The sequence below is a fragment of the Cryobacterium soli genome, assembly GCF_003611035.1.
Taxonomy (GTDB): domain Bacteria; phylum Actinomycetota; class Actinomycetes; order Actinomycetales; family Microbacteriaceae; genus Cryobacterium; species Cryobacterium soli.
This window is the reverse complement of sequence record NZ_CP030033.1, coordinates 3147874-3171913: the sequence shown is the minus strand read 5'-3', so window position 1 is coordinate 3171913 and position 24040 is coordinate 3147874. Positions and strand designations below refer to the sequence as shown.

21 protein-coding genes are annotated in these 24040 nt (G+C 68.4%); 15 read left to right on the top strand and 6 right to left on the bottom strand.

The window, feature by feature from the left end; translation table 11 throughout:
* Positions 1 to 123: 123 nt before the first annotated feature.
* Positions 124 to 1332 carry a M20/M25/M40 family metallo-hydrolase gene (locus DOE79_RS14725; protein ID WP_120339156.1) on the bottom strand — a complete coding sequence of 403 codons (1209 nt, stop codon included), beginning with the start codon at positions 1330 to 1332 and terminating at the stop codon, positions 124 to 126.
* Positions 1333 to 1575: 243 nt separating this feature from the next.
* On the opposite strand from DOE79_RS14725, the gene DOE79_RS14720 reads away from it, so the two are divergent.
* The 4 genes from DOE79_RS14720 to DOE79_RS14705 all read left to right on the top strand — a co-directional run bounded on the left by DOE79_RS14720 (position 1576) and on the right by DOE79_RS14705 (position 6398).
* On the top strand, positions 1576 to 2415 hold the full coding sequence (locus tag DOE79_RS14720) for a CPBP family intramembrane glutamic endopeptidase (RefSeq protein WP_342767926.1): 840 nt from the start codon (positions 1576 to 1578) through the stop codon (positions 2413 to 2415).
* 145 nt (positions 2416 to 2560) lie between these two features.
* Entirely contained in the window at positions 2561 to 3436 is an 876-nt protein-coding gene (locus tag DOE79_RS14715; protein WP_162942769.1) for a DUF4097 family beta strand repeat-containing protein, read from the top strand.
* Entirely contained in the window at positions 3433 to 4053 is a 621-nt protein-coding gene (locus DOE79_RS14710; protein WP_120339155.1) for a PadR family transcriptional regulator, read from the top strand. The genes DOE79_RS14715 and DOE79_RS14710 overlap by 4 nt, the downstream gene beginning before the upstream one ends.
* 191 nt (positions 4054 to 4244) lie before the next feature.
* On the top strand, positions 4245 to 6398 hold the full coding sequence (locus tag DOE79_RS14705) for an APC family permease (RefSeq protein ID WP_181445823.1): 2154 nt from the start codon (positions 4245 to 4247) through the stop codon (positions 6396 to 6398).
* 161 nt (positions 6399 to 6559) lie between these two features.
* On the opposite strand, the gene DOE79_RS14700 is transcribed toward DOE79_RS14705, so the two are convergent.
* Positions 6560 to 7657, bottom strand: coding sequence for an NAD(P)-binding domain-containing protein (locus DOE79_RS14700; RefSeq protein ID WP_120339154.1), 1098 nt, complete (start codon positions 7655 to 7657; stop codon positions 6560 to 6562).
* A gap of 148 nt (positions 7658 to 7805) precedes the next feature.
* Between DOE79_RS14700 and DOE79_RS14695 the strand changes: the two genes are divergently transcribed.
* Positions 7806 to 8045: a DUF3073 domain-containing protein gene (locus DOE79_RS14695; protein WP_120339153.1), complete on the top strand. Its 240-nt coding sequence runs from the start codon at positions 7806 to 7808 to the stop codon at positions 8043 to 8045.
* A 342-nt stretch (positions 8046 to 8387) separates the two neighbouring features.
* Here the strand turns inward: DOE79_RS14695 and purM are convergent, their stop codons facing one another.
* From purM to DOE79_RS14680, 3 genes are read right to left on the bottom strand one after another with little or no spacing between them, the layout of a single operon-like run.
* The gene (gene purM / locus DOE79_RS14690) at positions 8388 to 9491 is read right to left on the bottom strand and encodes a phosphoribosylformylglycinamidine cyclo-ligase (RefSeq protein WP_120339152.1); all 1104 of its coding nucleotides are present in this window, start codon (positions 9489 to 9491) and stop codon (positions 8388 to 8390) included.
* The gene (gene purF / locus DOE79_RS14685; RefSeq protein ID WP_120339151.1) at positions 9488 to 11077 is read right to left on the bottom strand and encodes an amidophosphoribosyltransferase; all 1590 of its coding nucleotides are present in this window, start codon (positions 11075 to 11077) and stop codon (positions 9488 to 9490) included. Before purF ends, purM begins: the two co-directional genes overlap by 4 nt.
* Before the next feature lie 15 nt (positions 11078 to 11092).
* Positions 11093 to 11557, bottom strand: coding sequence for a hypothetical protein (locus DOE79_RS14680; protein WP_162942768.1), 465 nt, complete (start codon positions 11555 to 11557; stop codon positions 11093 to 11095).
* A 218-nt stretch (positions 11558 to 11775) separates the two neighbouring features.
* Between DOE79_RS14680 and DOE79_RS14675 the strand changes: the two genes are divergently transcribed.
* The 8 genes from DOE79_RS14675 (at position 11776) to DOE79_RS14640 (ending at position 21298) form a co-directional block, all read left to right on the top strand.
* Complete coding sequence (locus tag DOE79_RS14675; protein WP_220094240.1) at positions 11776 to 12771, top strand: ribokinase; 996 nt, start codon at positions 11776 to 11778, stop codon at positions 12769 to 12771.
* Positions 12772 to 12904: 133 nt separating this feature from the next.
* Entirely contained in the window at positions 12905 to 13921 is a 1017-nt protein-coding gene (locus DOE79_RS14670; protein WP_120339150.1) for a LacI family DNA-binding transcriptional regulator, read from the top strand.
* Between the two features lie 65 nt (positions 13922 to 13986).
* Positions 13987 to 15654, top strand: a complete 1668-nt coding sequence (locus DOE79_RS14665; protein WP_120339149.1) for an ABC transporter substrate-binding protein — start codon at positions 13987 to 13989, stop codon at positions 15652 to 15654.
* 93 nt (positions 15655 to 15747) lie between these two features.
* Positions 15748 to 16725 (top strand): ABC transporter permease, encoded by a 978-nt coding sequence (locus tag DOE79_RS14660; RefSeq protein WP_120339148.1) that lies wholly within the window; start codon positions 15748 to 15750, stop codon positions 16723 to 16725.
* Between the two features lie 13 nt (positions 16726 to 16738).
* Complete coding sequence (locus DOE79_RS14655) at positions 16739 to 17680, top strand: ABC transporter permease (RefSeq protein ID WP_120339147.1); 942 nt, start codon at positions 16739 to 16741, stop codon at positions 17678 to 17680.
* Positions 17677 to 18660: an ABC transporter ATP-binding protein gene (locus DOE79_RS14650; protein ID WP_120339146.1), complete on the top strand. Its 984-nt coding sequence runs from the start codon at positions 17677 to 17679 to the stop codon at positions 18658 to 18660. The genes DOE79_RS14655 and DOE79_RS14650 overlap by 4 nt, the downstream gene beginning before the upstream one ends.
* Entirely contained in the window at positions 18657 to 19733 is a 1077-nt protein-coding gene (locus DOE79_RS14645) for an ATP-binding cassette domain-containing protein (protein ID WP_120339145.1), read from the top strand. The genes DOE79_RS14650 and DOE79_RS14645 overlap by 4 nt, the downstream gene beginning before the upstream one ends.
* Positions 19730 to 21298 (top strand): glycoside hydrolase family 32 protein, encoded by a 1569-nt coding sequence (locus DOE79_RS14640; RefSeq protein WP_120339144.1) that lies wholly within the window; start codon positions 19730 to 19732, stop codon positions 21296 to 21298. Before DOE79_RS14645 ends, DOE79_RS14640 begins: the two co-directional genes overlap by 4 nt.
* 111 nt (positions 21299 to 21409) lie before the next feature.
* On the opposite strand, the gene DOE79_RS14635 is transcribed toward DOE79_RS14640, so the two are convergent.
* Positions 21410 to 21772, bottom strand: a complete 363-nt coding sequence (locus DOE79_RS14635) for a sterol carrier family protein (protein WP_120339143.1) — start codon at positions 21770 to 21772, stop codon at positions 21410 to 21412.
* Between the two features lie 89 nt (positions 21773 to 21861).
* Between DOE79_RS14635 and purD the strand changes: the two genes are divergently transcribed.
* Both purD and DOE79_RS14625 read left to right on the top strand, forming a co-directional pair.
* On the top strand, positions 21862 to 23130 hold the full coding sequence (gene purD / locus DOE79_RS14630) for a phosphoribosylamine--glycine ligase (protein WP_120339142.1): 1269 nt from the start codon (positions 21862 to 21864) through the stop codon (positions 23128 to 23130).
* The gene (locus tag DOE79_RS14625; protein WP_120339141.1) at positions 23130 to 24029 is read left to right on the top strand and encodes a phosphoribosylaminoimidazolesuccinocarboxamide synthase; all 900 of its coding nucleotides are present in this window, start codon (positions 23130 to 23132) and stop codon (positions 24027 to 24029) included. The genes purD and DOE79_RS14625 overlap by 1 nt, the downstream gene beginning before the upstream one ends.
* The last annotated feature ends 11 nt before the right edge of the window (positions 24030 to 24040 follow it).

Here is a 24040-nt window from a genome sequence, read left to right as displayed (position 1 = left end):
GGCGGATGAGCTGCGGTGTCCGGGTCGTGTGGTGCACGGTGCCGGGCGGACTGCCCGACGGGTTCCACGCTATTTCTTGACGTTACGTCAAGGTCAAGCCCGTGCCACGGAGATTCTCCCGAATCAGGCGCAGATCGAGACGATGGTTGTCTCCAGCACCTCGGCCACCTGGTGGATGGAACGCTCGGTCGCCCACTCCTCGGTCGCGTGTGCCCCGCCGCCGTCGACGCCGAAGAGCAGGCACGGGATGCCCGCCTCGAGCACCAGCGCCGCATCGGTCCAGAAGGGCTCGCCGCGCTGTTCGACCGGGTGCCCGAGAACCCGCTCGGCCTGTTCGGCCAGCTCGAGCACGATCGGCCAGTCGGGATCGGCCTCAAAGGCGGCTCGGGCCACCAGCCGGGTGAGGGTGTAGGCGAAGTCAGGGGTGCCCTGCGCCAGGTGGTCCAGCAGGCGGCGCAGCTCCGCCTCGACCGCGTCCGGCGTCTCGCCGGGGAGCGTGCGCCGCTCGATCGTCAGGGTGCAGGACGGGGCGACCGTGGCCGCATCCGTGCCGCCGGCGATGACGGCCACCCGCACCGTGCCGTGGCCGAGCAGCGGATGCGGGGGTTTCTGCTCGAGCCCGGTGCGGAGGTCGTCGAGGGCGCGCAGCACCAGGCCGGCGTGCCGGATGGCGTCGACGCCCTGCTCCGGCATCGAGCCGTGGGCCGCGCGGCCGCGCAGGGTGAGGTCGAACCAGGCGAAGCCCCGGTGGCAGACGGTGAGGCTGAGTTCGCTGGGCTCGACCACGACGGCCGAGTCGGCGCTGAAACGCCGGAGCACCTCCTCGGTGCCGGAGCTGCCGAATTCCTCGTCGGCGACCAGGGTCACGAGCACGTCGCCGGCCAGCGGCGTGAGCGTGGCCCGCTGCGCGGCGACGAGCACGGCGGCCAGGCCGCCCTTGGTGTCGAACGCACCGCGCCCGTGCAGCCGGCCGGCGTGCCGTTCGCCCGCGAAGGGGTCACCCTCGTAGCCGTCGACGCCGACGGTGTCGAGGTGGGCGTTGAGCATCAGCGACCGGCCGCCGCCGGTGCCGCGTTTGATCCCCACGATGGAGGGCCGCCCGACGCGTTCCTCCAGGCGGTGCACCTCGAACCCCCGGGTCGCGAGCCACTCGGCGCACCAGGCGGCGATCTCCGTCTCACCGGCACCGTCGGGTGCGAGGTCGGGGTTGACCGAGTCGATCGTGATGAGGCGGGCGGCCAGCGCGACCGGATCGAGGTGACCGTTCGCGGCAGGCTCGAGCGTGCTGTGCCGACCGGTGTCGACGGGACCGGGCTCGGTGGGGGTCGCCATCTACCGAACCTACTGCCGGATGGCCGCGCCCGGGAGGGACGGACGTCCCATCGCGCCGTCCACGAGCCCCTCACGCTGCCGTGGAGGAGCATAACTCCTGCAATTTGCCCGCCGGGGCTGCAGGATTTGCCGCCTGACCGGACCCCACCGAAATCCAGCAGGAGTTATGCATCCCTTGGCGTGGGTGAGTGGTGGGACAGGGGGACTGTTTACCGGGAGGGGGATGTCCGCCAGACTTGCTGGATGGGAGATGAAGCGACCGTGACCGTGCCGGCGATGCCGGGGCGGGCATCCGGGCGGGCACTGGTTCGCGTGCTGGCGGCCGCGCTCGTCTCGGTGTCGGCGGTGCTCCTGTTCGGGCTGCGACTGCCCCTGCCCGGCTACGCGGCACTGGCGGCGGCGCTGCTCGTGGCGTTCCTGGCGGACCGCGCGCTCTTCCGGGACCTGGCCCTGATCGCCGTGGGGCTGCTCATCATCAGCACGATCTCGGTCGAGGCGAACATCAGCTACCCCAACATGGCGTTGATGGGTGTGGTGCTCTCGGCCGCCGTCTTCGTGCCGTACCTGCTGTCCCGCCGGTTGCTCGGCGACCAGGAGGTGTGGTTCCCGATCCGCACCGGGCAACGCTGGACGACCCTGGAGCGCTGGTACCTCGTAGGCGTGCTGCTGCTGGGCTACCTGATCCTGCCCACCTATTTCATCCGCTCCGGCGCCTACCTCAACTGGCCGGGCATCAGCGCTCCCGACGAACTCGGCCGGCTGTTCGTTGGCGTGGGCTTCGTGGGGATCTGGGACGAACTGTTCTTCATCTGCCTGGTTTTCGCCTTGCTCAGGCGGCACTTCTCCTTCTGGACAGCGAACCTCTTGCAGATGGTGATCTTCGTGTCATTCCTCTGGGAGCTCGGCTACCGCAGCTGGGGGCCGCTGCTGACTATCCCGTTCGCGCTGCTGCAGGGCTACACCTTCTCGATCACGAAGTCGCTCACCTACGTGGTGTGCGTGCACCTGCTCTTCGACCTGGTGGTGTTCCTCGTTCTGGTACACGCCCACAACCGGGACTGGCTCGCCGTCTTCCTGTACTGACCCCTGCTCGGATGTCCCGCTCCACCTGCGGCGCCGGCCCTCCTGTACCGACCCTTCGGGTTTGCCGAGAGGGCATTGCGGTCGGCGCAGACGCGATATATCTTGAGATCCAACAAGACGCGATATATCGCGAAGGAGAATAGTCATGACGCAGGAAAAATGGTTGATCGCCCCGGGGCAGACGAAGATCATCGACGTGGAGCTCGTGCGCTCACTCAAGGTCAGCCTCATCGGCGGCAAGATCGACGTGATCGGCAGCGATGACCCCGGCGCGCGCATCGAGGTGCACAGCGTGACCGGCAAGGACCTCAAGGTCTCGGTCGTGGGCGACACCCTCGAAATCGATCACCCCCAGCTGCGCTGGGACAACTTCATCGACGTCTTCGCGTCCTTCCGCGGCAGCGCGAAGGCCGAGGTGAGCGTCACCGTGCCCCGCGACGTGGCACTGAAGTTCGGCGTGGTCACGGCGGATGCGCTCGTCACCGGGCTCCGCAACGACGCCAAACTCAGCACGGTCTCCGGCGACCTCGTCATCGACGACGTCACGGGCGACCTCGAGCTCAACGGCGTGAACGGCGAGATGTCGGTGCGCAACCACACGGGCAACATCTTCGCGCACACGGTCTCCGGCGACATCACCGCGAGCGGCGGCATCCGCCGGTTCACGGTCGACGGGGTCACCAGCGCGATCTTCCTCGATGTCGAGGGCACCCCCGACGAGATCTCGACCAACCTCGTGAGCGGGAACCTCACCGTGCGCCTGGGCGCCGAGGTGCCCACGCGCTACAAGATCAACACCGTCTCTGGCACCCTGCAGCTGGACGAGCAGACCATCCGCGGCACCCTGGGCAAGGGCTACGAGGGCAGCACCGGGCAGCTCGACGGCGCCTGGCTGGACCTGCGCGCGAACTCGGTGTCCGGCAACATCTCCGTCGTGCGTCGGCACAACGTCGACGTCGGCGAAACCGGTGGTGCTTCGGGCGGAGCCGCCGGTGCGACCGGTGAAGGAGCCTGGTCATGACCCCGACATTCGCCCACGGCAGCCTGCGCCTGTACCTGCTCAGCCTGCTGGCCGAGCGCCCAAGGCACGGCTACGAGTTGATCCAGGCGCTGAGCGACCGCTTCGGCGGCACCTACAGCCCCAGCGCCGGCACGATCTACCCGCGCCTGGCAAAGCTCGAAGAAGAAGGCTTGGTGACCAAGACCGCCGGCGACCGCAAGACCGTCTACGAGATCACCGACGCCGGACGGGCCGAACTGGCCGCCCGCGCCGACGATCTGCAGAACATCGAGGACGAGGTGACCGACTCGGTGCGCCGCCTGGCCGACGAGGTGCGCACCGGCGTGACCGAGGCCATGAAGAGCCTGCGCGCCGACCTGGCCAGCGCAGCCCGGCAGGCCAAGGCTGAGCACGCCCGCGCTGAGCACACCAAGCCCACTCCGGACGCCCGCCCGGCCGGCGACGCCAACCGGGCGCTCCGCGAGGCCGACATGGTGCTCAACGACTTCCGGCAGCAGTTGCGCGCCGACCTGCGCACGCAGGCCTACCGCTCCACGATGCCGGAGGACACCGTGCCGGAGCTGCGCCGGCAGCTTGACGCCGTGCGCGCGAGCATCCTCGACTCGCTCAAGCGGTGACCCGCGCGGCGGCTGGGAGGCTCCGGGCCCGCTGAGGGCCCGGCCTCCCGGCACACTCACGCCGATCTGCGCGCCCATCAGCACGAACACCAGGCCCGCCTGAGCCCGAAGTTGCTGCTAAAACGCCCAAGGCAACCTGGGTATTCCCCGGCAACTTGACAGTGGGATGCATCGGAGTAGTGTCGTCCCTCGTGACTCCAGAGGGGAACCCCCCAGCACCAGAAGCCCGATCACCGAAACGGTGGATCATCGGCGAACCGCTCCCCAGCGAACACCTGGACGGGCAGCTGCTTCCGAAGCACCTGGCGCTCCCGATTTTCGCCAGTGACCCGCTCTCCAGCGTCGCCTACGCGCCGCAGGAACTGCTCATGATCCTGACCCTCGGCGGGCTGGCCTTCCTGAGCTTCGCGCCCTGGGTCGCCGCCGTGGTCGTACTCCTCCTCGTGGTGGTCGTGGCCTCGTACCGCCAGCTCATCAAGGCCTACCCGAACGGCGGCGGCGACTACGAAGTCGCGTCGAAGAACCTCGGCGAAAAGGCCGGCCTCGTCGTCGCATCCGCCCTGCTCGTTGACTATGTGATGACCGTTGTGGTCTCGGTGGCCAGCGGCGTGGACAACATCATCTCGGCACTGCCGGGCCTCGCGCCCTTCCGGGTAGAGCTGGCCGTGATCTTCGTGATCCTGCTCGCCGCGGTGAACCTGCGCGGTGTGGCCGAATCCAGCAAGGCGTTCGCGCTGCCCACGTATCTGTTCATCGGCAGCGTGCTGCTGATGATCGTGGTCGGCCTGGGCCGGGTGGCCCTCGGCGACGCACCGGTGGCCGAGTCGGCCGGCTTCGACGTGCAGGCACACAACTTGGCGCAGACGGCGTTCATCCTGCTGCTGCTGCGGTCATTCGCCAGCGGATGCAGCGCCCTGACCGGAGTTGAGGCCATCGCCAACGGCGTGCCGGCCTTCAAACGCCCCAAGATCAAGAACGCCCAGATCACCCTGACCCTCATGGGCGCCATCGCGATCACGCTGTTCGTGGGCCTCACCGCGCTGGCGCTGTTCTCCAAGGTGCATTACGCGGAGAACCCCTGTGACCTGATCGGCTGGGCCGAGTGCGCGACCGAGCCGCAGCGCAGCCTGATCGCGCAGATCGCGGCCGCCACCTTCGGCAACAACTCTCTGATGTTCTTCGTGCTGCAGGGCGCCACGGCGATGGTGCTGTTGCTGGCCGCGAACACGGCGTTCAACGGCTTCCCGCTGCTCGGCAGTGTGCTGGCCCGCGACTCCTACGCACCGAAGTCGCTGAGCACCCGCGGCGACCGCCTGATCTACTCGAACGGCGTGGTGCTGCTCGCGCTGGCCGCGATCCTGATCATCGTGGTCTACCAGGCCAACCTCACGGTGCTGATCCAGCTGTACATCATCGGCGTGTTCGTGTCATTCACGATCGGGCAGACGGGCATGGTCAAGCACTGGCTCACCCTGCTGAAGACCGACCCGCCCAACCGGGGTTCGATCATCCGGAGCCTCTCGATCAATGGTTTCGGCGCCCTGCTCACCGGTGTGGTGCTGATCGTCGTCACGATCACCAAGTTCACCCACGGCGCGTGGCTGGTGTTCCTGATGATGCCGATTCTGTTCATGCTGATGCTGGGCGTGAACCGCTACTACCGCGACGTCGCCAAGGAGGTCGAGGTCGACCCGATCACGACGTTCGGTTCGCAAGGCGACCACGCCATCGTTCTCGTCGGCAAGATGCAGAAGCCCGTGCTCAAGGCCCTTGACTACGCCATCGCGGCGCGCCACGTGAGCCTCGAGGCCGTGCACGTGTCGATCGACGAGGAGGAGACCGAGAACCTCATCATCGACTGGGCCAAGCAGAACATCCAGGTTCCGTTGAACATCGTCGCGTCGCCGTACCGCGACATCAGCTGGCCGCTGATCTGTTACATCAAGGACCGCCGCGAGGAATACGGCTCCGAGGTCGTCACCGTGTACACGCCGATCTACATCGTCGGGCACTGGTGGGAGTCGTTGCTGCACAACCACAAGGCCCGTCGCCTGCGCCAGAAGCTGATGCTCGTGCACGGCGTGACCATCGCGCTCGTTCCGTGGCTGCTGGACTCGTCCGAGCTCATCTACGGACGCCGGTCCCGGCCGATCCCCGGCCAGGAGCGTCGTGGTGAGCCCGTGCGGTCGCACCCGATCCCGCGGAAGCCCCTCGAGCCGGTGGCGGTCGACACCACCAGCGTCACGGTGTCCGAGACGCCGACCGGCCCGAAGTCGAGCCCGGCCAGCCCGCCGATGAAGCCGCGCTCACGACCTGTCAACCCGAACCGGCGCAAGCGCAACTAGCGCCCGCCGCCGTCGGCACGAACGCCGTCGACTCGCGGGATCTCGACAGGCTCGATCTGCGCCGGGTCGCCTGCCCGAGGCTGTCTGCGCGGCGCTACCGCCTCGGTGGTCGAGCTTGTCGAGACCCGGTGAGGTACCGGTCGGGGCGAGCAGCGGGAGGGTCAGAGCAGGGCGATGATCTGCCGGGCGATCACGCGGCCAGCCCGGCGGGCGCCGATGGTGCTGGCCTGCGGGCCATAGCCGGCCAGGAATATACGAGGGTCGGTCCAGGACGACCCAGCCCCGACCACGAGTCCGCCGGCCTTGTCCCTCAGCTTGAGCGGCGCCAGGTGCCGCAGCTCCGGCCGGAAGCCGGTGGCCCAGATGATGGCGTCGGCCTCCGTGAACGTGCCGTCGGGCCACCGCACACCGGTCGGCTCGATGGCGGCGAACATCGGTCGTTCCACGAGCAGGCCCCGGTCGATTCCGGCCTGGATGCGCCGGCTCACCGGCACGCCCGTGCCGCTCACGATGCTGGGCAGGGCCCTGCCGGTGCGAGCGGCCTCGTCCTGCATAGCCACGGCCGCCGAGGCGCCTTCCAGGTCGAGGTGCTCGGTGTGCACCCAGTCGACCGGCCGTCTGGCCGCCCAGGTCAGGCTCTCGGCCACCCCGTCGAGCTCCAACAGGAACCCGATGGCGGACGTGCCGCCTCCCACGACCACCACGCGCTGACCGGCGAACTCTGCCGCATCCACGAAGCCGTTGGTGTGCAGCTGGCGACCGGTGAAGGACGCGGCTCCCGGATAGTGCGGAACGAACGGTGCACCCCAGGTTCCCGTGGCGTTGACCAGCAGGCCCGCCAAGGTCTCGCGTTCGCCGTAGGCCGGCGAGCTCGTGCGCACGACCAGGTCGGCGCGGCGGTTGAACACCGAGTGCACGGCGACCGGGCGCACGACGTTGAGCTCGAAGTGCTCCTCGAAGCGGCGGTAGTACTCCGTCACGACGTCGCGGGCCGGGCGGCTGCGATCGGCGGTCTCGAAGCTCAACCCCAGCTCGGAGAGCCCCGGCAGGTCGTTGACGCGGTGTGCGGCTCCCAGCCGGAGGGACTCCCAGCGGTACTGCCAGGCCCCGCCGGCCTCGGCGCCGCGGTCGAAGACCACGAAGTCCCGGCCCGCCGTGAGTCCGAAGCGTTTGAGGTGGTACGCCACGGAGAGTCCAGCCTGTCCGGCGCCGATGATCACGACAGGCACAGTCGTCGTTGTGGCAGTGTTCGTGGCCATGCGGATTCCTCCCCCGGTCCGGGCGAGAACCGCGTCATCGGGGCGACAGGCCCACCATGCTAAACTAGCGGCTAGATTTCACCATTCCGTTCGGCAACTCCCGGGTGACTCATTCCTCACTCGGCCTGGCATCGTTAGGGGGTCACGCATGGGGCGCGGCCGTCAAAAAGCAAAGCACACCAAGGTCGCCCGTGAGCTGAAGTATTTCAGCCCGGACACCAACTACAACGCGCTCGAACGCGAGCTCACCGGGCATCCGGTGACCGACCCGCGGCTCGACGAAGACCTGGCCAAGTGGCCGGAATACGAAGCGAACAAGGCGACGTCAGACGACCCCGACGACTACGTCGACCACTACGACACCGAGGACGAGAAGAAGCGCGCCTGAGTCGATGCACCGCCCTCGGCGGTGAGTGGATGCGCGCCGGCTCCGACGGCGCGCCCGTAGCCCGTTTTTCGGGCAACTCCCAGCCTGCCCGCTCGCGGATAATCGTCGTCGCCCGGTTGCCGTGGTGCGCCCTCTGTTGGGGCGCCCTGAGCAGCTTCCGCCGTGCGGGGCACCTCTGCCTCAGTGCGTGAAGGATGTCGCAGCGCGTGAAAAGTGTCGCGGCTCGTCAAAAGACTCACGGCGCAGGATAAGCCGGTGTTTATCGTGCGCCGCGAGACTTATCGTGCGCCGCGAGACTCATCGCACGCCGCGAGGGATTCCGCGCGCTGCGAAGCGGTCGGGCTACGCGGCGTAGGCGCCGACGAGGCGCACGGCGCCGCCGTTGACGCCCTTGGCGCCCTGCTCGAAGCCGGTGAGGTCATGCGGGGCCATCGACACGCGGCCGGCGACCCAGGACGGGATGCCCTCAGACTTCAGGCGAGCGATCACGGATGACGCGGCGTTGGCCGCGACGACGGCGAACATGCCCACGCCGAGGTTCCAGGTGCCTTCGGCGCTCTCCAGCGTGGTGCCGGCCATATCGCCGAGCACCCGGAAGACGGGCGCGGGCGACCAGGTGGACCGGTCGACCTCGACCCAGCTGCCCACGGGCAGCACGCGGGCCAGGTTGGCCGCGATGCCGCCGCCGGTGACGTGGCTGAGCGAGTGCACGACGCCGGCCAGCTCGGGGTCGGAGAGCACACTGAGCAGCGGTCCGGTGTAGAGGCGGGTGGGTTCGAGCAGGGCCTCGCCGACGACGCCGCCGAGTTCGGCGGAGGTGTCGGTGTAGCCGATGCCCTTCTGGGCGAGGATGTGCCGCACCAGGGAGAAGCCGTTGGAGTGCAGGCCGGAGGAGGCCATCGCGATGACGACGTCACCGGACTGCACCCGCTCGGCGCCGAGGACCTGGTCTGCCTCGACGACACCGGTCGCCGCGCCCGCGACGTCGTAGTCATCCGGCCCGAGCAGACCGGGGTGCTCGGCGGTCTCGCCGCCGACGAGGGCGGTGCCGGTCGCGGCGCAGGCCTTGGCGATGCCCTCGACGATCGACGCGATGCGCTCGGGGACGACCTTGCCGCAGGCGATGTAGTCGGTCATGAACAGCGGGCGGGCGCCCACGACGATGATGTCGTCGACGACCATGCCCACGAGGTCTTGCCCGATGGTGTCGTGCTTGTCGAGCGCCTGGGCGATGGCGACCTTGGTGCCCACGCCATCCGTGGACGTCGCGAGCAACGGCCGGGTGTAGTTGGTGAGGAACGACACGTCGTAGAGCCCGGCGAAACCGCCGAAGCCGCCGAGCACCTCGGGGCCGTGCGTGGCCGAGACGGCCTTCTTCATCAGCGACACCGCGAGGTCACCCGCGTGGGTGTCGACTCCGGCGGCGGCGTAGGTTGCGTTGCTCATTCTGGTCTTCCGGGATCGCCGAACGGGACCTGGCCGTGCTGGGCGAGGGTATCCGCCAGCGTCGACTCAGGGGTGAGCACGCCCTCGAACTCGGCGTCGGGACCGGGGTCGCAGCCGTTGGAGGAGAAGTCGCGCTCGAGGAGGTTCTTGCCCAGGTGCTGGGTCTCGGGCAGCTTGATCGGGTACACGCCGGTGAAGCAGGCGGTGCACAGGCTCTCCCTCGGCTGCTCGGTGGCGGCAATCATGCCGTCCTCCGACAGGTAGCCGAGCGAGTCGGCGCCGATGGCCTGGCGCACCTCGTCGACGCCGAGGCCGGTGGCGATCAGTTCGGCCCGGGAGGCGAAGTCGATGCCGTAGAAGCAGGGCCAGGTGATGGGCGGGCTGGAGATGCGCACGTGCACCTCGGCGGCGCCGGCCTCGCGGAGCATGCTGACCAGGGCGCGCTGCGTGTTGCCGCGCACGATGGAGTCGTCCACGACGATGAGTCGCTTGCCCTTGATGACCTCTTTGAGCGGGTTGAGCTTGAGCTTGATGCCGCGCTGGCGGATGGTCTCTGAGGGCTGGATGAAGGTGCGGCCCACGTAGGTGTTCTTCACCAGGCCCTGGCCGAACGGGATGCCGGACGCCTGCGCGTAGCCGATCGCCGCGGGGGTGCCGGATTCGGGGGTGGGGATGACCAGGTCCGCTTCGACGGGGTACTCGGCGGCGAGCTGACGACCCATCTCGACCCGGGCCTCGTGCACGCCACGGCCGGCGATGGTGGTGTCGGGCCGGGCGAGGTAGACGTACTCGAACACGCATCCGGCCCGCTTGACCTCGGCGAACCGCTGCGTGCGCAGGCCGTTCTCGTCGATGGTGATGAGCTCACCTGGTTCGACCTCGCGCACGAAACTTGCTCCGACGATGTCGAGGGCGGCGGTCTCGGAGGCGACGACCCACCCGCGCTCGAGCCGGCCGAGCACCAGCGGGCGAACGCCCTGCGGGTCGCGCGCGGCGTAGAGCGTGGTCTCGTCCATGAAGACCAGGCAGAAGGCGCCGCGCAGACGCGGGAGCACCTCCATGGCGGTGGCTTCGAGGGTGTGGTCGAGGTCACCGGTGAGCAGCGCGGTGATCACGGCGGTGTCGGTGGTGTTGCCGCGGGCGAGTTCGCCGTCGACCTTGGGGTAGCGCTCGCGCACCAGCTCGAGCAGCTCGGCCGTGTTGGTGAGGTTGCCGTTGTGGCCGAGCGCCACGGTGCCGCCGGCGGTGCGCCCCAGGGTGGGCTGCGCGTTCTGCCAGCTCGACGAGCCGGTGGTGGAGTAGCGGGTGTGACCCACCGCGAGGTGTCCGAGCAGGGTGCTCAGCGAGGCCTCGTTGAAGACCTGGGAGACCAGGCCCATGTCCTTGTAGATGAGGATCTTCGAGCCGTCGCTCGTGGCGATGCCCGCCGATTCCTGGCCGCGGTGCTGGAGGGCGTAGAGCCCGAAGTAGCTGAGCTTGGCTACCTCTTCACCTGGGGCCCAGACACCGAAGACTCCGCAGGCATCCTGCGGGCCCTTCTCGCCAGGAAGAAGATCGTGATTCAGTCGTCCGTCGCCACCGGCCAAGCCGCAGCCCCTTTACTAGGAATTCTCGTTGGAAGGTTGGGGGTCGGATCCAGGATCCGGAGCCTCGAAGGCGCGTGTGAAGTTCGCGTCAAGTCTATCCGCGACGACGGTGGTCGCCGAGCGTCCCACAAACCGGTCGAGCACGATAGCGATCAGGCAGCTGAGCGCGACCCCGACCGTGACGCCGCCGAGCAGCAGGAAACCGAACACCTGCGCCGGGTCGAATTCGGCGTTCTGCGGGAAGAGCACCGTGAGCAGCAGCGCCAGGACGGCACCAGCGACGGCGCCGACGATCATGAAGCTGATGTAGCGGGGCGACCGGCGCACCACGAGAGTCTCCTCCGAGACGACGGTCTCGGTGGGTTCGGCGGGCACCGGGATTCCGGTTGGGCCGGCCGGGACGCTGGGCGTCTCCGCGGCTGGCGAAACACTGCCGGGCTGTCGCGACTCGGCGTCACCGTGCTGATCTGCAGAGCTCACGGTTCTATTGTCGCACGACGCCGGCGAATGCGGCCCGGCCCAGTGCGCCCCCGGCGGCTGCGACCCCGGCCAGGCCGGCGGGTGCGAACTTCGCGGAACGCGGGGACGGCGCCGTTTCGCTGGGCGCGCGCCACGCGCGCTTCGGCGCGGGACGCGCGAATCGCGCATCCGTCGGCAAGAGAGGGGCGGCGTGCCGCCGCATCCGTCAGACTGGGCGGGTGAACGATGTGAGCAAGACCACCCGGATCGCCGTGCTCGGCAGCGCCAACATGGACCTCGTTGTGAGGCAGCCACGGCTGCCCCAACCGGGCGAGACCATCTTCGGCAGCGGGTACGGCACGGTGCCCGGCGGCAAGGGACTCAACCAGGCCGTCGCCGCGGCCCGGCAGGGCGGCGACGTTGACTTTCTCGGGGCGGTGGGCGCGGACGCCTACGGTCACGAACTGCGCGACCTCGTCGCCGCGGAGGGAATCGGTGCGGCCGGCCTGGCCGAGGCCGGGGAGCCCACGGGAACCGCGCACATCTCGGTCGTCGACTCCGGCGAGAACTCGATCGTCGTGGTCTCCGGCGCCAACGCCACCGTGACGGCGCTCACCGCCGGCCAGGAGGAGATCATCCGGCAGTCCGCGTTCCTGGTCATGCAGTGCGAGCTGCCCGTCGGCGCACTCGCGGCGGGCATCGCGGTGGCCCGGGCCCATGGCGTTTTCACGGTGCTCACCCCGGCCCCGGTGGTGCCGCTGCCCGAGGGCTTCCTGGCCTCCGTCGACCTGGTGGTGCCCAACCAGATCGAGGCCACCGAGCTCACCGGCGAGAGCGACCCGGTGCGGGCTGCCGAGTTGCTCAGCGCCGGGAAGACCTGGGCGATCGTAACGCTCGGCTCCCAGGGCTGCGTCGTGGCCTATGACGGCGAGGTATTGGGCCTGGCCCCGGCCCGGCCGGTTACGGCCGTGGACACCACCGCCGCAGGCGACACCTTCGTGGGCGCGCTGGTGGCCCGGCTGGCTTCGGCCGGCGGTGTGCTGGCCGGCGGTGTGCTGGCCGGCGATGGGCCCGGTAAGGGTGGGCCCGTTGACGCCGCGTCTGTCGGTATCTCCGACGAGCGGATGATCGACGCCGTGCGCTGGGCCACCGTGGCCTCGTCGATCTCGGTGACCCGGCCCGGAGCCACGAGTTCGATGCCGACGCTGGCAGAGGTCGCCGCGATCCTCGCCTGAGCCTCGCCGAGGTCGGATGCGCGCGGGCGCTTGACACCGCTGAATTGCGCTCGCTAGAGTTGCACCATCGAGTAACGCGCGTTAGTAACGCGAGATAGTCGAGCAGCAGTTCAATGACGAAAGGCAGTGGGCAATGGCGATCAAACGGACCCGCAACGTGACCATGACCGATGTCGCGACCCGTTCCGGCGTATCCCGCACCACGGTCTCCTTCGTCCTGAGCAACCGCGAGAATGCGAATATCCCTGACAGCACGCGCCAGCGCGTCCTTGAAGCCGTCGACGCGCTCGGCTATCGGCCTAACGCCGGGGCGCAGGCCCTCGCCGCGCAGAAGAGCGACTGGTATGGCCTCATCACGGAGATCGTCACCGCGCCGTTCGCCGTTGACATCATCAAGGGTGTGCAGGACAAAGCCTGGGACGAACGCAAGTTCGTGCTGATCGCCTCGAGCGAGGGCGACCCGGCTATGGAGACCGCGGCAATCGAGAAGCTGCTCGAGCAGAGGGTCGAAGGGCTCATCTACGCCACCACCTGGCACCGCTCCGTCACTCTGCCGCCGGCCGCCCTGGAAGTGCCCACCGTGCTGATCAACTGCTTCGACCCCGACGACCGATTCGCCTGTGTGGTGCCTGACGAAGAGATGGGCGGCTACCGGGCAGCGAAACGTCTCCTTGACGCGGGGCATGCCCGAGTCGCGTTCATCAACCTTGATCCGGCGATGCCCGCTGCCGTCGGGCGGCGAGCCGGTTTCGACCGGGCCCACGCCGAAGCCGGCATCACGGTGGACCCCGACCTGATGGTGTACGGGCATGCCGAGGCCGACGGTGGGTACGACGCCGCCGCCGCGCTGCTGGACTCTCCTGCGCCGCCCACGGCGTTCTTCTGCGGCAATGACCGCATGGCAATGGGTGCGTACGACGCGATCAAAGAGCGCGGCTTGCGCATCCCGCAGGACATCGCCGTGGTCGGCTTCGACAACCAGGAGATCATCTCCCAATTCCTTCGCCCCCGCCTCACGACGGTGGCGTTGCCTTTCGAGCAGATGGGCGCCGTCGGCGTCACCATGCTCGCCGATCTCATAGCTGGAGCACCGCTTCGCACCAACCGGATGCTGATCGACTGCCCCCTGCTTGAACGTGCGTCGGTCTGACTGTGAATCAGACCGACGCATTTGCCACCCCACCACGCGCTCAGCGTCGATGAAAGGACACAATCATGATGCCACACTCCATACGAAAGGGCCGATCGGCCTTGGCTTTGGCCGCGCTTCTCACCGGCGCGGTGCTGCTGACCGGGTGCACAGCCGGCGGCACCGCCGTGGACACCTCCGGCGACCAGCTGCTCACCATTCCGCGTGAGGACATGGGCACCTTCTCGCGCAACTTCAATCCGTTCACTCCCAACGCAGCACCGATGACGCAGCAGGCTGTCTACGAATCGATGCTGGTGTACAACCCTGCCGACGGCGGAACCACTCCGTGGCTGGCCACCGAATGGGCCACCAGCGACGACGGACTCGAGCTCACCTTCACGATGCGCGACGGCGTTACCTGGTCCGACGGTGAACCTATGATTGCCGGGGACGTGGCGTACACCTTTGAACTCCAGAAGGAGCTTCTCGGCGGCTTCGACTATCTTGACAGCGTCGAAGCAGACAGCGACCAGTCGGTGCGGTTCGTCCTGAACCGCCCCTACTCCCCCGCTCTCTACGAGATCGGCCAGCAGATCATCGTTCCCCAGCACATCTGGGAGGAGATCGACGACCCCGCCAAGGATACAAACGGCACCCCGGTGGGGACCGGCCCGTACACGGAGGTCACCAGCTTCCAGAGCCAGAGCTTCGACCTTGGCAAGAACCCCAACTACTGGCAGCCGGAAAAGCAGAAGATCGCGGGTATCCGCATGCTCGCCTTCGCCGGCAACGACGGGGCCAACCTCGCCGCGGTCAACGGCGAGGTCGACTGGGCGTATCAGTTCATGCCGGACATCGAGAAGTCCTTTGTCGCAAAAGACCCTGAACACCGCCAGTTCTGGTTCCCGTCCACGGGTTCGATGATCAACTGGCAGCTGAACACCACCAAGGCTCCCTTCGATGACGTCAACGTGCGCAAGGCGCTGAGCATGGCGGTGGATCGCGAGCAGGTCACCGACATCGCGATGAACGGCTACACGTCCCCGGCCGACTGCACCGGCCTCTCCGGCGCGTACACGACCTGGGTGGATGCCGACATCGCCGCATCCTGCGACTGGACGAACCATGATGTCGACGCGGCCAATGCGCTCTTCGACTCCGCCGGGTACCCCCTCGGCGCCGACGGCACCCGCACGCTTCCGGACGGGTCTGCGTTCACCCTGGACATCTCGGTGGGCTCCGCCTCGTCGGACTGGCTCTCCGCGGCCACCATCATCGCGCAGAACCTGGCCGAGGTCGGCATCACCGCCAGAGTCGATTCTCCCGACTGGCCCACGGTCTCGGCCAGTTACGAAGACGGCAGTTTCGACACCGGCATCGTCTGGAGCAACAACGCCCCGACGCCGTACCAGTTCTACCGCGGTGTCATGTCAACCGACACGGTCAAGCCGGTCGGCGAGAAGACCTTCGAGAACTACCACCGCTTTGCCAGCCCGGAAGCGGACGCCCTGCTCGCAACATTCGCCGCCAGCTCCGACCCGGCGGTCCAGACCGAGGCCGTGAACGGCCTGCAGGGCCAGTTCGCCGCTGATGCGCCGGTCATCCCACTGTTCGCCGGCCCGGAGTGGGGGATGTTCACCGACACCCGTTTCACCGGATGGCCGACAGCCAGCGACCCGTACGCGACGCTCTCCACCAAGTCCCCCACGACGGTTCTCGTGCTGACCAGCCTGGAACCCGTCACGAAGTAGCGTTCGGCGGCACCCCCTAGCGGGGTGCCGCCCTCTGCGGTTGTCGGGCACCGGCATCCGCCCGATAGCCATGTCAAGAACGGAGCACAACCAGTGCGATTCATAGTGCGGCGGTTGGCTTTCTACCTCCTCGCCTTCTGGGTGTCGATCACCCTGAACTTCCTCCTCCCTCGGTTCATGCCCGGCGACCCCGTCACCCGCATGTTCGCCCAGGCAGCGAACAAGATGCAGCCCGACCAGATCGAGCAGCTTCGCCAGCTGTTCGGCTTGGACGAACGGCCGATCTGGCAGCAATACATCACCTATGTGCAGAACATATTCACCGGTCAGATGGGCGTATCGATTTCCCGCTTTCCCACCCCCGTCTCGGAGGTCATCGGAAGCCAGATCGGCTGGACGCTCCTGCTCGGCGGCACGGCATTGGTCATCGCCGTCGTCATCGGCAATCTCCTGGGCATCCTCGCCGCCTGGCGACGCGGAGGAGTCCTGGACTCCGTCTTCCCGCCGATTCTGGTCTTCGTGGGCTCGTTCCCGTACTTCTGGCTCGCCATGGCGGCGCTCTACCTGTTCGGGGTGGTGCTCGGCTGGTTCCCCATCCGACACGCCTTCGACGCCGGAATGATGCCGGAGCTCTCCTGGACCTTCGTCTCCAGCGTCGCCACGCACCTGTTCCTGCCCGCCCTGACCATCGTGCTGGTCTCGATCGGAGGCTGGATGCTCGGCATGCGCAACACCATGATCGCCACGACCGCCGAGGACTACATCCTCATGGCCGAGGCGAAGGGCCTGACGAACAACCGCATCATGTTCCGCTACGCCGCCCGCAACGCCATGCTGCCCAGCGTCACCGCCTTCGGCATGTCCTTCGGCTTCATCGTGGGCGGTGCGCTACTCACCGAGGTGGTTTTCGCCTACCCGGGCGTGGGCTATCAGCTGCTCGCCGCCGTGCAGGGGCTGGACTACCCGCTCATGCAGGGCATTTTCCTCACCATCACGGCCGCCGTGCTCGTTGCCAACTTCCTCGTTGACATCGTGTACGTGCGCCTCGACCCGCGCGTGCGCGTGAGCTGAGACGGAGAACACCATGTCTGTCACCAATCCCTCTGAAACCGTGGCGCTGGCCACGACGGATGCCCCTTCCGACGCGCCGGCGTCCGGCCGTCGGCCACGCCGGGGCCTGCTTCGCGGCATTCTGGGCAATCGCAAAGCTGCCTTCGGGGCCGCTGTGCTGCTTCTGTTCGGCGTGGTCGCGCTTGCGGCGCCGCTGCTGGCTCCCGGAAACCCGTCGCTGATCACGGCGATCGCCTCGCAGCCCCCGTCACTGGAGCACCTGTTCGGCACCACCGCCAAGGGCCAGGACGTTCTCGCCCTGACCATGCACGGGGCCCGGACCTCCCTGCTGGTCGGCTTCGTCGTGGGAGCGGCGGCGACCCTGGTCGGGCTCCTGGTGGGCGTGGCCTCGGCCTATTTCGGGCGGGTCATCGACGACCTGCTCTCCCTGGTCACCAACGTCTTCCTGCTGATCCCCGGGTTGCCGCTGCTGGTGATCCTCGCGGCATTCCTGCCGCCGGGCATCGGAACCGTCGTCGTCGTGCTGATCATCACCGGCTGGGCCGGTTCAGCCCGGGTGCTGCGCTCACAGGCGCTATCCATCCGCAGCAAGGACTTCGTCGCCGCCGCCGTCGTGACCGGCGAACATCCGCTGCGCATCATGTTCCGCGAGATTCTGCCGAACATGGCCTCCATCGTGATGAGCACCTTCCTCGCCTGCGTCATCTTCGGCATCGGCGCCCAGGCGGGCCTCGAGTTCCTCGGGCTCGGCGACGCAAGCGTCGTGAGCTGGGGCACCAACCTGTACTGGGCAAGCAACGACGGAGCGCTGTTCACCGGTGCGTGGTGGGCCTTCGTACCGTCCGGCCTGTGCATCGCTCTGGTGGCATTTGCCCTGGCCATGGTCAACTACGCCGTCGACGAGGTCACGAACCCCCGGCTGCGTACGACGAAGAAAGGACGGACCCGCGCATGAGTACCACCCCGATCCTCGAGGTCACCAACCTGCGAGTGGAATACCACGGCGACAACCGCCAGGTGGTCGCCGTCAACGACGTGTCGTTCAGCATCGGTGAGGGCGAGATCTTCGGCCTGGCCGGCGAATCCGGCTGCGGCAAGTCCACGGTCGCCAACGCCATCATGCGGCTCCTCAAGGACCCCGCCGAGATCACGGGCGGGCAGATCAGGTTCAAGGGCCGAGACCTTCTGGCCCTGCGCGGAGAAGAACTGCGCCGGTTCCGCTGGATGGAGATCGCGATGATCTTCCAGAGCGCGATGAACTCGCTCAACCCTGTGATGACCATCGGGAGCCAGATGGTGGACATCTTCACCACCCACGAGGGGCTGTCGGCGAAGCAGGCCCGCAGCCGTTCGGCCGAGTTACTGCGCCTGGTGAGCATCGATCCGGTGCGGTTGGACTCCTACCCGCATCAGCTCTCCGGCGGCATGCGCCAACGGGCCGTGATCGCGATGGCCCTGGCGCTGGAGCCCTCTCTACTCATCATGGATGAACCGACGACCGCGCTCGACGTGGTCGTGCAACAGGAGATCATGGCGCAGATCAGCGATCTTCAGCGGCAGCTGGGATTCTCGGTGCTCTTCATCACCCACGACATGTCCCTCATGGTGGAACTGTCTCACCGCATGGCCGTGATGCACAGCGGCCGGCTCGTGGAGATGGCCGCCGCGGAGCTCATGTTCGCCAGTCCCCTGCACCCGTACACGTTGTCGCTGATGAACGCGTTTCCGCCGTTGACCGGTCCGCGCGTTCGCCTGACCGGCCTGTCTGATTCAGTGCGGGCGGGCGATGGCTCCTCGGGGAGCTGTTCCTTCCACGTTTCCTGCCCACCCGACCGGGCCAACTGTTCCGGCAACATCCCCGACCTGCGCGAGGTCGAGCCCGGACGCTTTGTGGCCGAGCACCCGCGCACGAGCATCGAAGGAACCGCAGCATGACGACCGACACCGGCCAGCGCCGACCCAGCACGGCCCCGATCGACGACGTCAGCGTGCGGGTGCGCGGGCTCACGAAGGATTTCCCGCTCGGAGGGCTGTTCTCCAGACGAAACATGCGCGCCGTGGACAACGTCGACTTCGACATCCCCCGCGGCACGATCGTCGCTCTGGTCGGGGAATCCGGCAGCGGCAAGAGCACCGTGGCTCGAGCCCTCGCCCGCCTGGAACGGCCCACGGCCGGGTCGATCGTCGTCGGCGGCCGGGATGTGCTCAAGACCGAGAAGTCGGCGGCCTCCCGGCGGTACCGAGGCACGGTGCAGATGGTTTTCCAGGACCCGTTCGGCTCGCTGAACCCGGCGCACCGGGTGGAGCACTTTCTGGAACGGCCCCTGCGCATCCACGGCAAGGCACGAACCCGCGCCGAGGTGCGCAGCCGATCCGCTGAGTTGATGCGCACGGTCGGACTCACCGAAGACATGCTCGACAGCTACCCGCACGAGCTGTCCGGTGGGCAGCGCCAACGAGTGTCGATTGCCCGGGCGCTCGCCGTGGACCCCGAGATCATCCTCGCCGACGAGCCCACGTCGATGCTCGACGTTTCGGTGCGCATCGGCATCCTCAACCTCATGGCCCGGCTACGTGACGAGCGCGGCATCTCGATGCTGTTCATCACGCACGACCTGGCCTCCGCCCGGTATGTCGCCGACACCACACTCGTAATGTTCGCCGGAGCCCTCGTCGAGGGCGGAGAATCCCTGGAGCTCATGCAGAACCCGTCCCATCCCTACACCCAGTTGTTGTTGTCAGCCGTTCCGGATCCCGGTCGATCCGTGCGCTACGACCCGCGTGAGCGGGCGCGGCTGCGGCAGGCGGTGCTGACGCCGACCTCATGTCCATGGCAGGGACCGGACTGCAGTGCCAGCGTGCCGGTGCGGCACACCGTCGGCCCCGATCACTGGGTGCGCTGCCACCTGTACGCGCCGCAGGTCTCCGCCGCAAGCAATCCGCTCCTTACCGACCACGACACCGAGCTCGACCCCGCACCGGCATCGGCCAGGAAGGCTGACCAGTGAACCCGCTACTCGCGACCGACGAGGACCGCTCCGATTCCCCAGACCAGCCGGATGCCCTCGTGGCGCTCGCGGAGGGCGACCGGCACCGTCCACGGTTCCACTTCGTGTCCCCGGCCGGCTGGCTCAACGACCCGAATGGCCTGAGCCACTGGAACGGCGTGTACCACCTCTTCTACCAGTACAACCCGCTCAAGGCTGTGCACAGTCGCATCCACTGGGGGCACGCGACGAGCCCCGACCTGATCACCTGGACCGACGCCCCTGTGGCCCTGGTGCCGGGGGACGCCGCGAACGCCGCGGATGCCGACGGCTGTTGGTCTGGGGTGCTCGTGGACGACCACGGAGTGCCGACGCTGGTGTATTCGGGCCGCCGTGGTGACCGGGAGCTGCCCTGCGTCGCCGTGGGGTCGATGGATCTGACCGAGTGGGTCGCCGATGCGGCCAACCCGGTGATCTCCGCACCGCCGGCATCGCTGGACCTGACGGCCTTTCGGGATCATTGCGTGTGGCCGCACCCGGGCGGTGGCTGGCGTCAGCTCATCGGCTCCGGCATCCGTGGACAGGGCGGAACCGCACTGCTCTACGCGTCCCCGGATTTGCGCAACTGGAGCTACCTCGGCCCGCTGATCGTGGGCGACAGCGGCGACCGGGAGACCACCGCCGACGACTGGACCGGCACCATGTGGGAGTGCGTGGACCTGTTCCGCCTCGAACCCGCGGGCGCCGACGACGAACCGGTCGACCCGGACATTCTCGTGTTCTCCGCGTGGGACGACGGGGTGACCCGGCACACGCTGTACCTGACGGGTCACTACAGCGGCACCCGTTTCGACCGCACAGCAGTGCATCGACTCGACTACGGCGGACGGTACTTCTATGCGCCTCAATCCACCCAGGACGCGCGGGGCCGCCGGGTGATGTTCGGCTGGCTTCAGGAGGGCCGCTCCGACGCGGCGGCCGAGACCGCGGGGTGGTCGGGCGTCATGTCGCTGCCACGACTCGTCACCCGCGCGCCGGACGGCACCCTGCACCAGCAGCCGGTGCCCGAGCTGGAGACGCTGCGCCGAGACCACGTGCGGCTGGGCGGATTCACCCTCACCGGCGGGGAACGCCGTGCGGGCCTGACCAGGGGCGACCAGATCGACATCGTGGCCGAGCTGCACCTGGAGACGGGGTCACAGGTCGAGCTGATCGTGCGGGCCACCCAGGACGAGGCCGAGCGCACAGTCATCCGGATCACCCGGCCGGGCGATGCGCACGCCGCCATCACTCTTGAGCTCATCCGCACGGCGAGCAGCCTTGACCCGACCGTTGACGCGACCCCTCGCAGCGGGCCGATCAAGCACGTCGACGGGCGGATCCACCTGCGGGTGCTCGCGGATCACTCTGCGCTGGAGATCTTCGCCAACGGGCAACCTCTGGCATGCCGCGTCTACCCGACTCGTGAGGACGCGCAGGGCGTCGAGTTCGTCGGCATCCGGGGCCGGGTGCACGTGCGGGAGGCCGCTTCGTGGCGTATGGCAGACATCTGGCACTCTCCGCGCCGGCTGTGGCCGGCACTCTAGAGATCCCGGCTGAGCCTGTCGACACGACGGCACGATCTGGGACTTGAGGGGACAAGCGAGCGCTCCGCCTTGACGTCGGAGCGCTCGTGGCGCCCTCGTGGCCGAGCGGGGCTAGGGGAAGAGCGGCAGCTCGGTGGCGAGGTCGGCGCGCGCTCCGGAGGCGTGGATGCGTCCGGAGGCGATGCCGTCGGCCCAGAGGAGGGCGCCTGTGGCCAGTGCCAGCCACGTGGCAACGTCCGTTTCGACCACATTGGGCGGGGTGCCGCGCGTGTGCCGGGGGCCGGCGATGCACTGCACGGCGCCGAACGGCGGCACGCGCACCTCGACGGTGTTGCCCTCGGCCTGTTCGGCGAGCAGCTGCAGGGTGTACCGCACGGCGAGCGCCTTGGTATCGCGGCTCGCGCCGGCTTCGTCGGCCAGGTAGGCCTTCACCGCGGTGCGGCCCAGTCCGTCGTCGATCCTCGCGCGTGCCATGGCTCCAGTCTGCCCGCTCCGAGGCCCTCCCGTGACACCGCGTGGCGGCCGAGGTGCGCGCCACCGTGTGGGCCGGGTAGCCTGATCCGGTGAGAATACTGGTCCTCGGTTCCGGCGCCCGCGAGCACGCCATCGTCACTGCCCTCCTGCGAGAGGAGCCGCGGCCCCACGTGATCGCCGCGCCCGGCAATGCCGGCATCGCCGCGGATGTGCCGGTGGTCGACCTCGATCCCACCGACTCCGACGTGGTGACCAACTTCGCCCAGGAGCACAACATCGACCTCGTCGTGGTGGGCCCGGAGGCCCCCCTGGTGGCCGGTGTCGCCGATGCCCTCCGCACCCGCGGCATCCCGGTGTTCGGCCCGGGCCAGGCCGCCGCTGCCCTCGAGGGAAGCAAGACCTTTGCCAAGCGCATCATGGACGACGCCGGTGTGCCCACCGGCCGTGCCGTGCGGGCCGGCAACCTCGCCGAGGCGCAGGGCGCGCTCGACGAATACGGCGCCCCCTACGTGGTCAAGGCCGACGGCCTGGCCGCCGGCAAGGGTGTGCTCGTGACCACCGACCGCGACGACGCCCTCGCCCACGCCGTGCGCTGGCTGCAGCACGGCGCCGTGCTGATCGAGGAATTCCTCGCCGGCCAGGAGGTCTCGTTGTTCCTCCTCAGCGACGGCCACACGGTACTACCGCTCTCCCCCGCGCAGGACTACAAGCGTCTCGCCGACAACGACGAGGGCCCCAACACCGGCGGCATGGGCGCCTACTCGCCGCTGCCCTGGCTCGACGCCGGGTTCGGCAGCGAGACCGCTTTCGTGGACGAGGTCATCGAGACCATCGCCCTGCCCACCGTGCGCCAGCTGGCCGGCGAAGACACCCCGTTCATCGGGCTGCTCTACTGCGGGCTGATTCTCACGGATGCCGGCATCCGTGTGATCGAATTCAACGCCCGTTTCGGCGACCCGGAGACGCAGGTCGTGCTGCCCCGCCTCGTCACGCCGCTCTCGGGGTTGCTGCTGGCCGCCTCGACCGGCGAACTGGCCGGGCTGCCCCGGCCGGAGTTCTCCGCCGATGCCGCCGTGACCGTGGTCATCGCCAGCGAGAACTACCCGGAGACCCCGGTGACCGGCCGCCCCATCACCGGACTGACCGACGCCGCCCGGGTGCCCGGGGTGACCATCGCGCACGCCGCGACCGAACTCTCGGGTCGCGACCTGCTCGCCACCGGTGGCCGGGTGCTCAGCGTCGTCGCCGTGGGGAGCGACTTCACCGAAGCTCGCGCCCGCGCCTACGAGGCCGTGTCGCTGATCGGCCTCGAGGGCTCTCAGCACCGTAGCGACATCGCCGCCAAGGTCGCGAACTGATGGCCGCGCTGCAGCTGGACGGCTGGCAGCACGTGTACTCGGGCAAGGTACGCGACCTCTACGTTCCCGCGGACGACACCGACCTGGCGACCGCCGACCGGGTGCTTGTCGTGGCCAGCGACCGGGTGAGCGCGTTCGACCACGTTCTCGAACCCGGCATCCCGGGCAAGGGCGAGCTGCTCACCACGCTCAGCCTGTGGTGGTTCGACCAGCTCGACGGCGTGCCCAATCACCTCGTACCCGACCACCGAGTGGATGCGTCGAGCCTGATCCCCGCCGCCGTGGCCGGCCGGGCGATGCTCTGCAAGACCCTGGACATGTACCCGATCGAGTGCGTCGTGCGCGGCTACCTGACCGGTTCGGGCTGGCTCGAGTACGTGGCCAGCCGCACCGTCTGCGGCATCCCGCTGCCGGACGGCCTGCAGAACGGCGACCGGCTGCCCGAACCGATCTACACCCCGGCCTGGAAGGCCCCGATGGGCGAGCACGACGAGAACATCTCGTTCGAACGCACCGTGGAGCTTGTGGGAGCCGACGTGGCCGCCGCGCTGCGCGACGCATCGCTGGAGATCTTCCGCCGCGCATCCGCGATCGCGGAGGCAGCCGGCGTGATCCTGGCCGACACCAAGTTCGAGTTCGGCGCCGACCGCGCCACCGGGGTGCTCACCCTGGGCGACGAGGTGCTCACGAGCGACTCGAGCCGGTATTGGGATGCCGCCCAGTGGCTTGCCGGTGCCACCCCGGGAGAGCGGATGGCCAGCTTCGACAAGCAGATCGTGCGCGACTGGCTCTCCGCCCACTGGGACCAGACCGGAACCCCGCCCGTGCTGCCCGCCGAGATCGTCGAGCAGACCGCGGCCCGGTACCGCGAGCTACTCGGTCGGCTCACCGCGGTCTAAGCCTGCCCAGG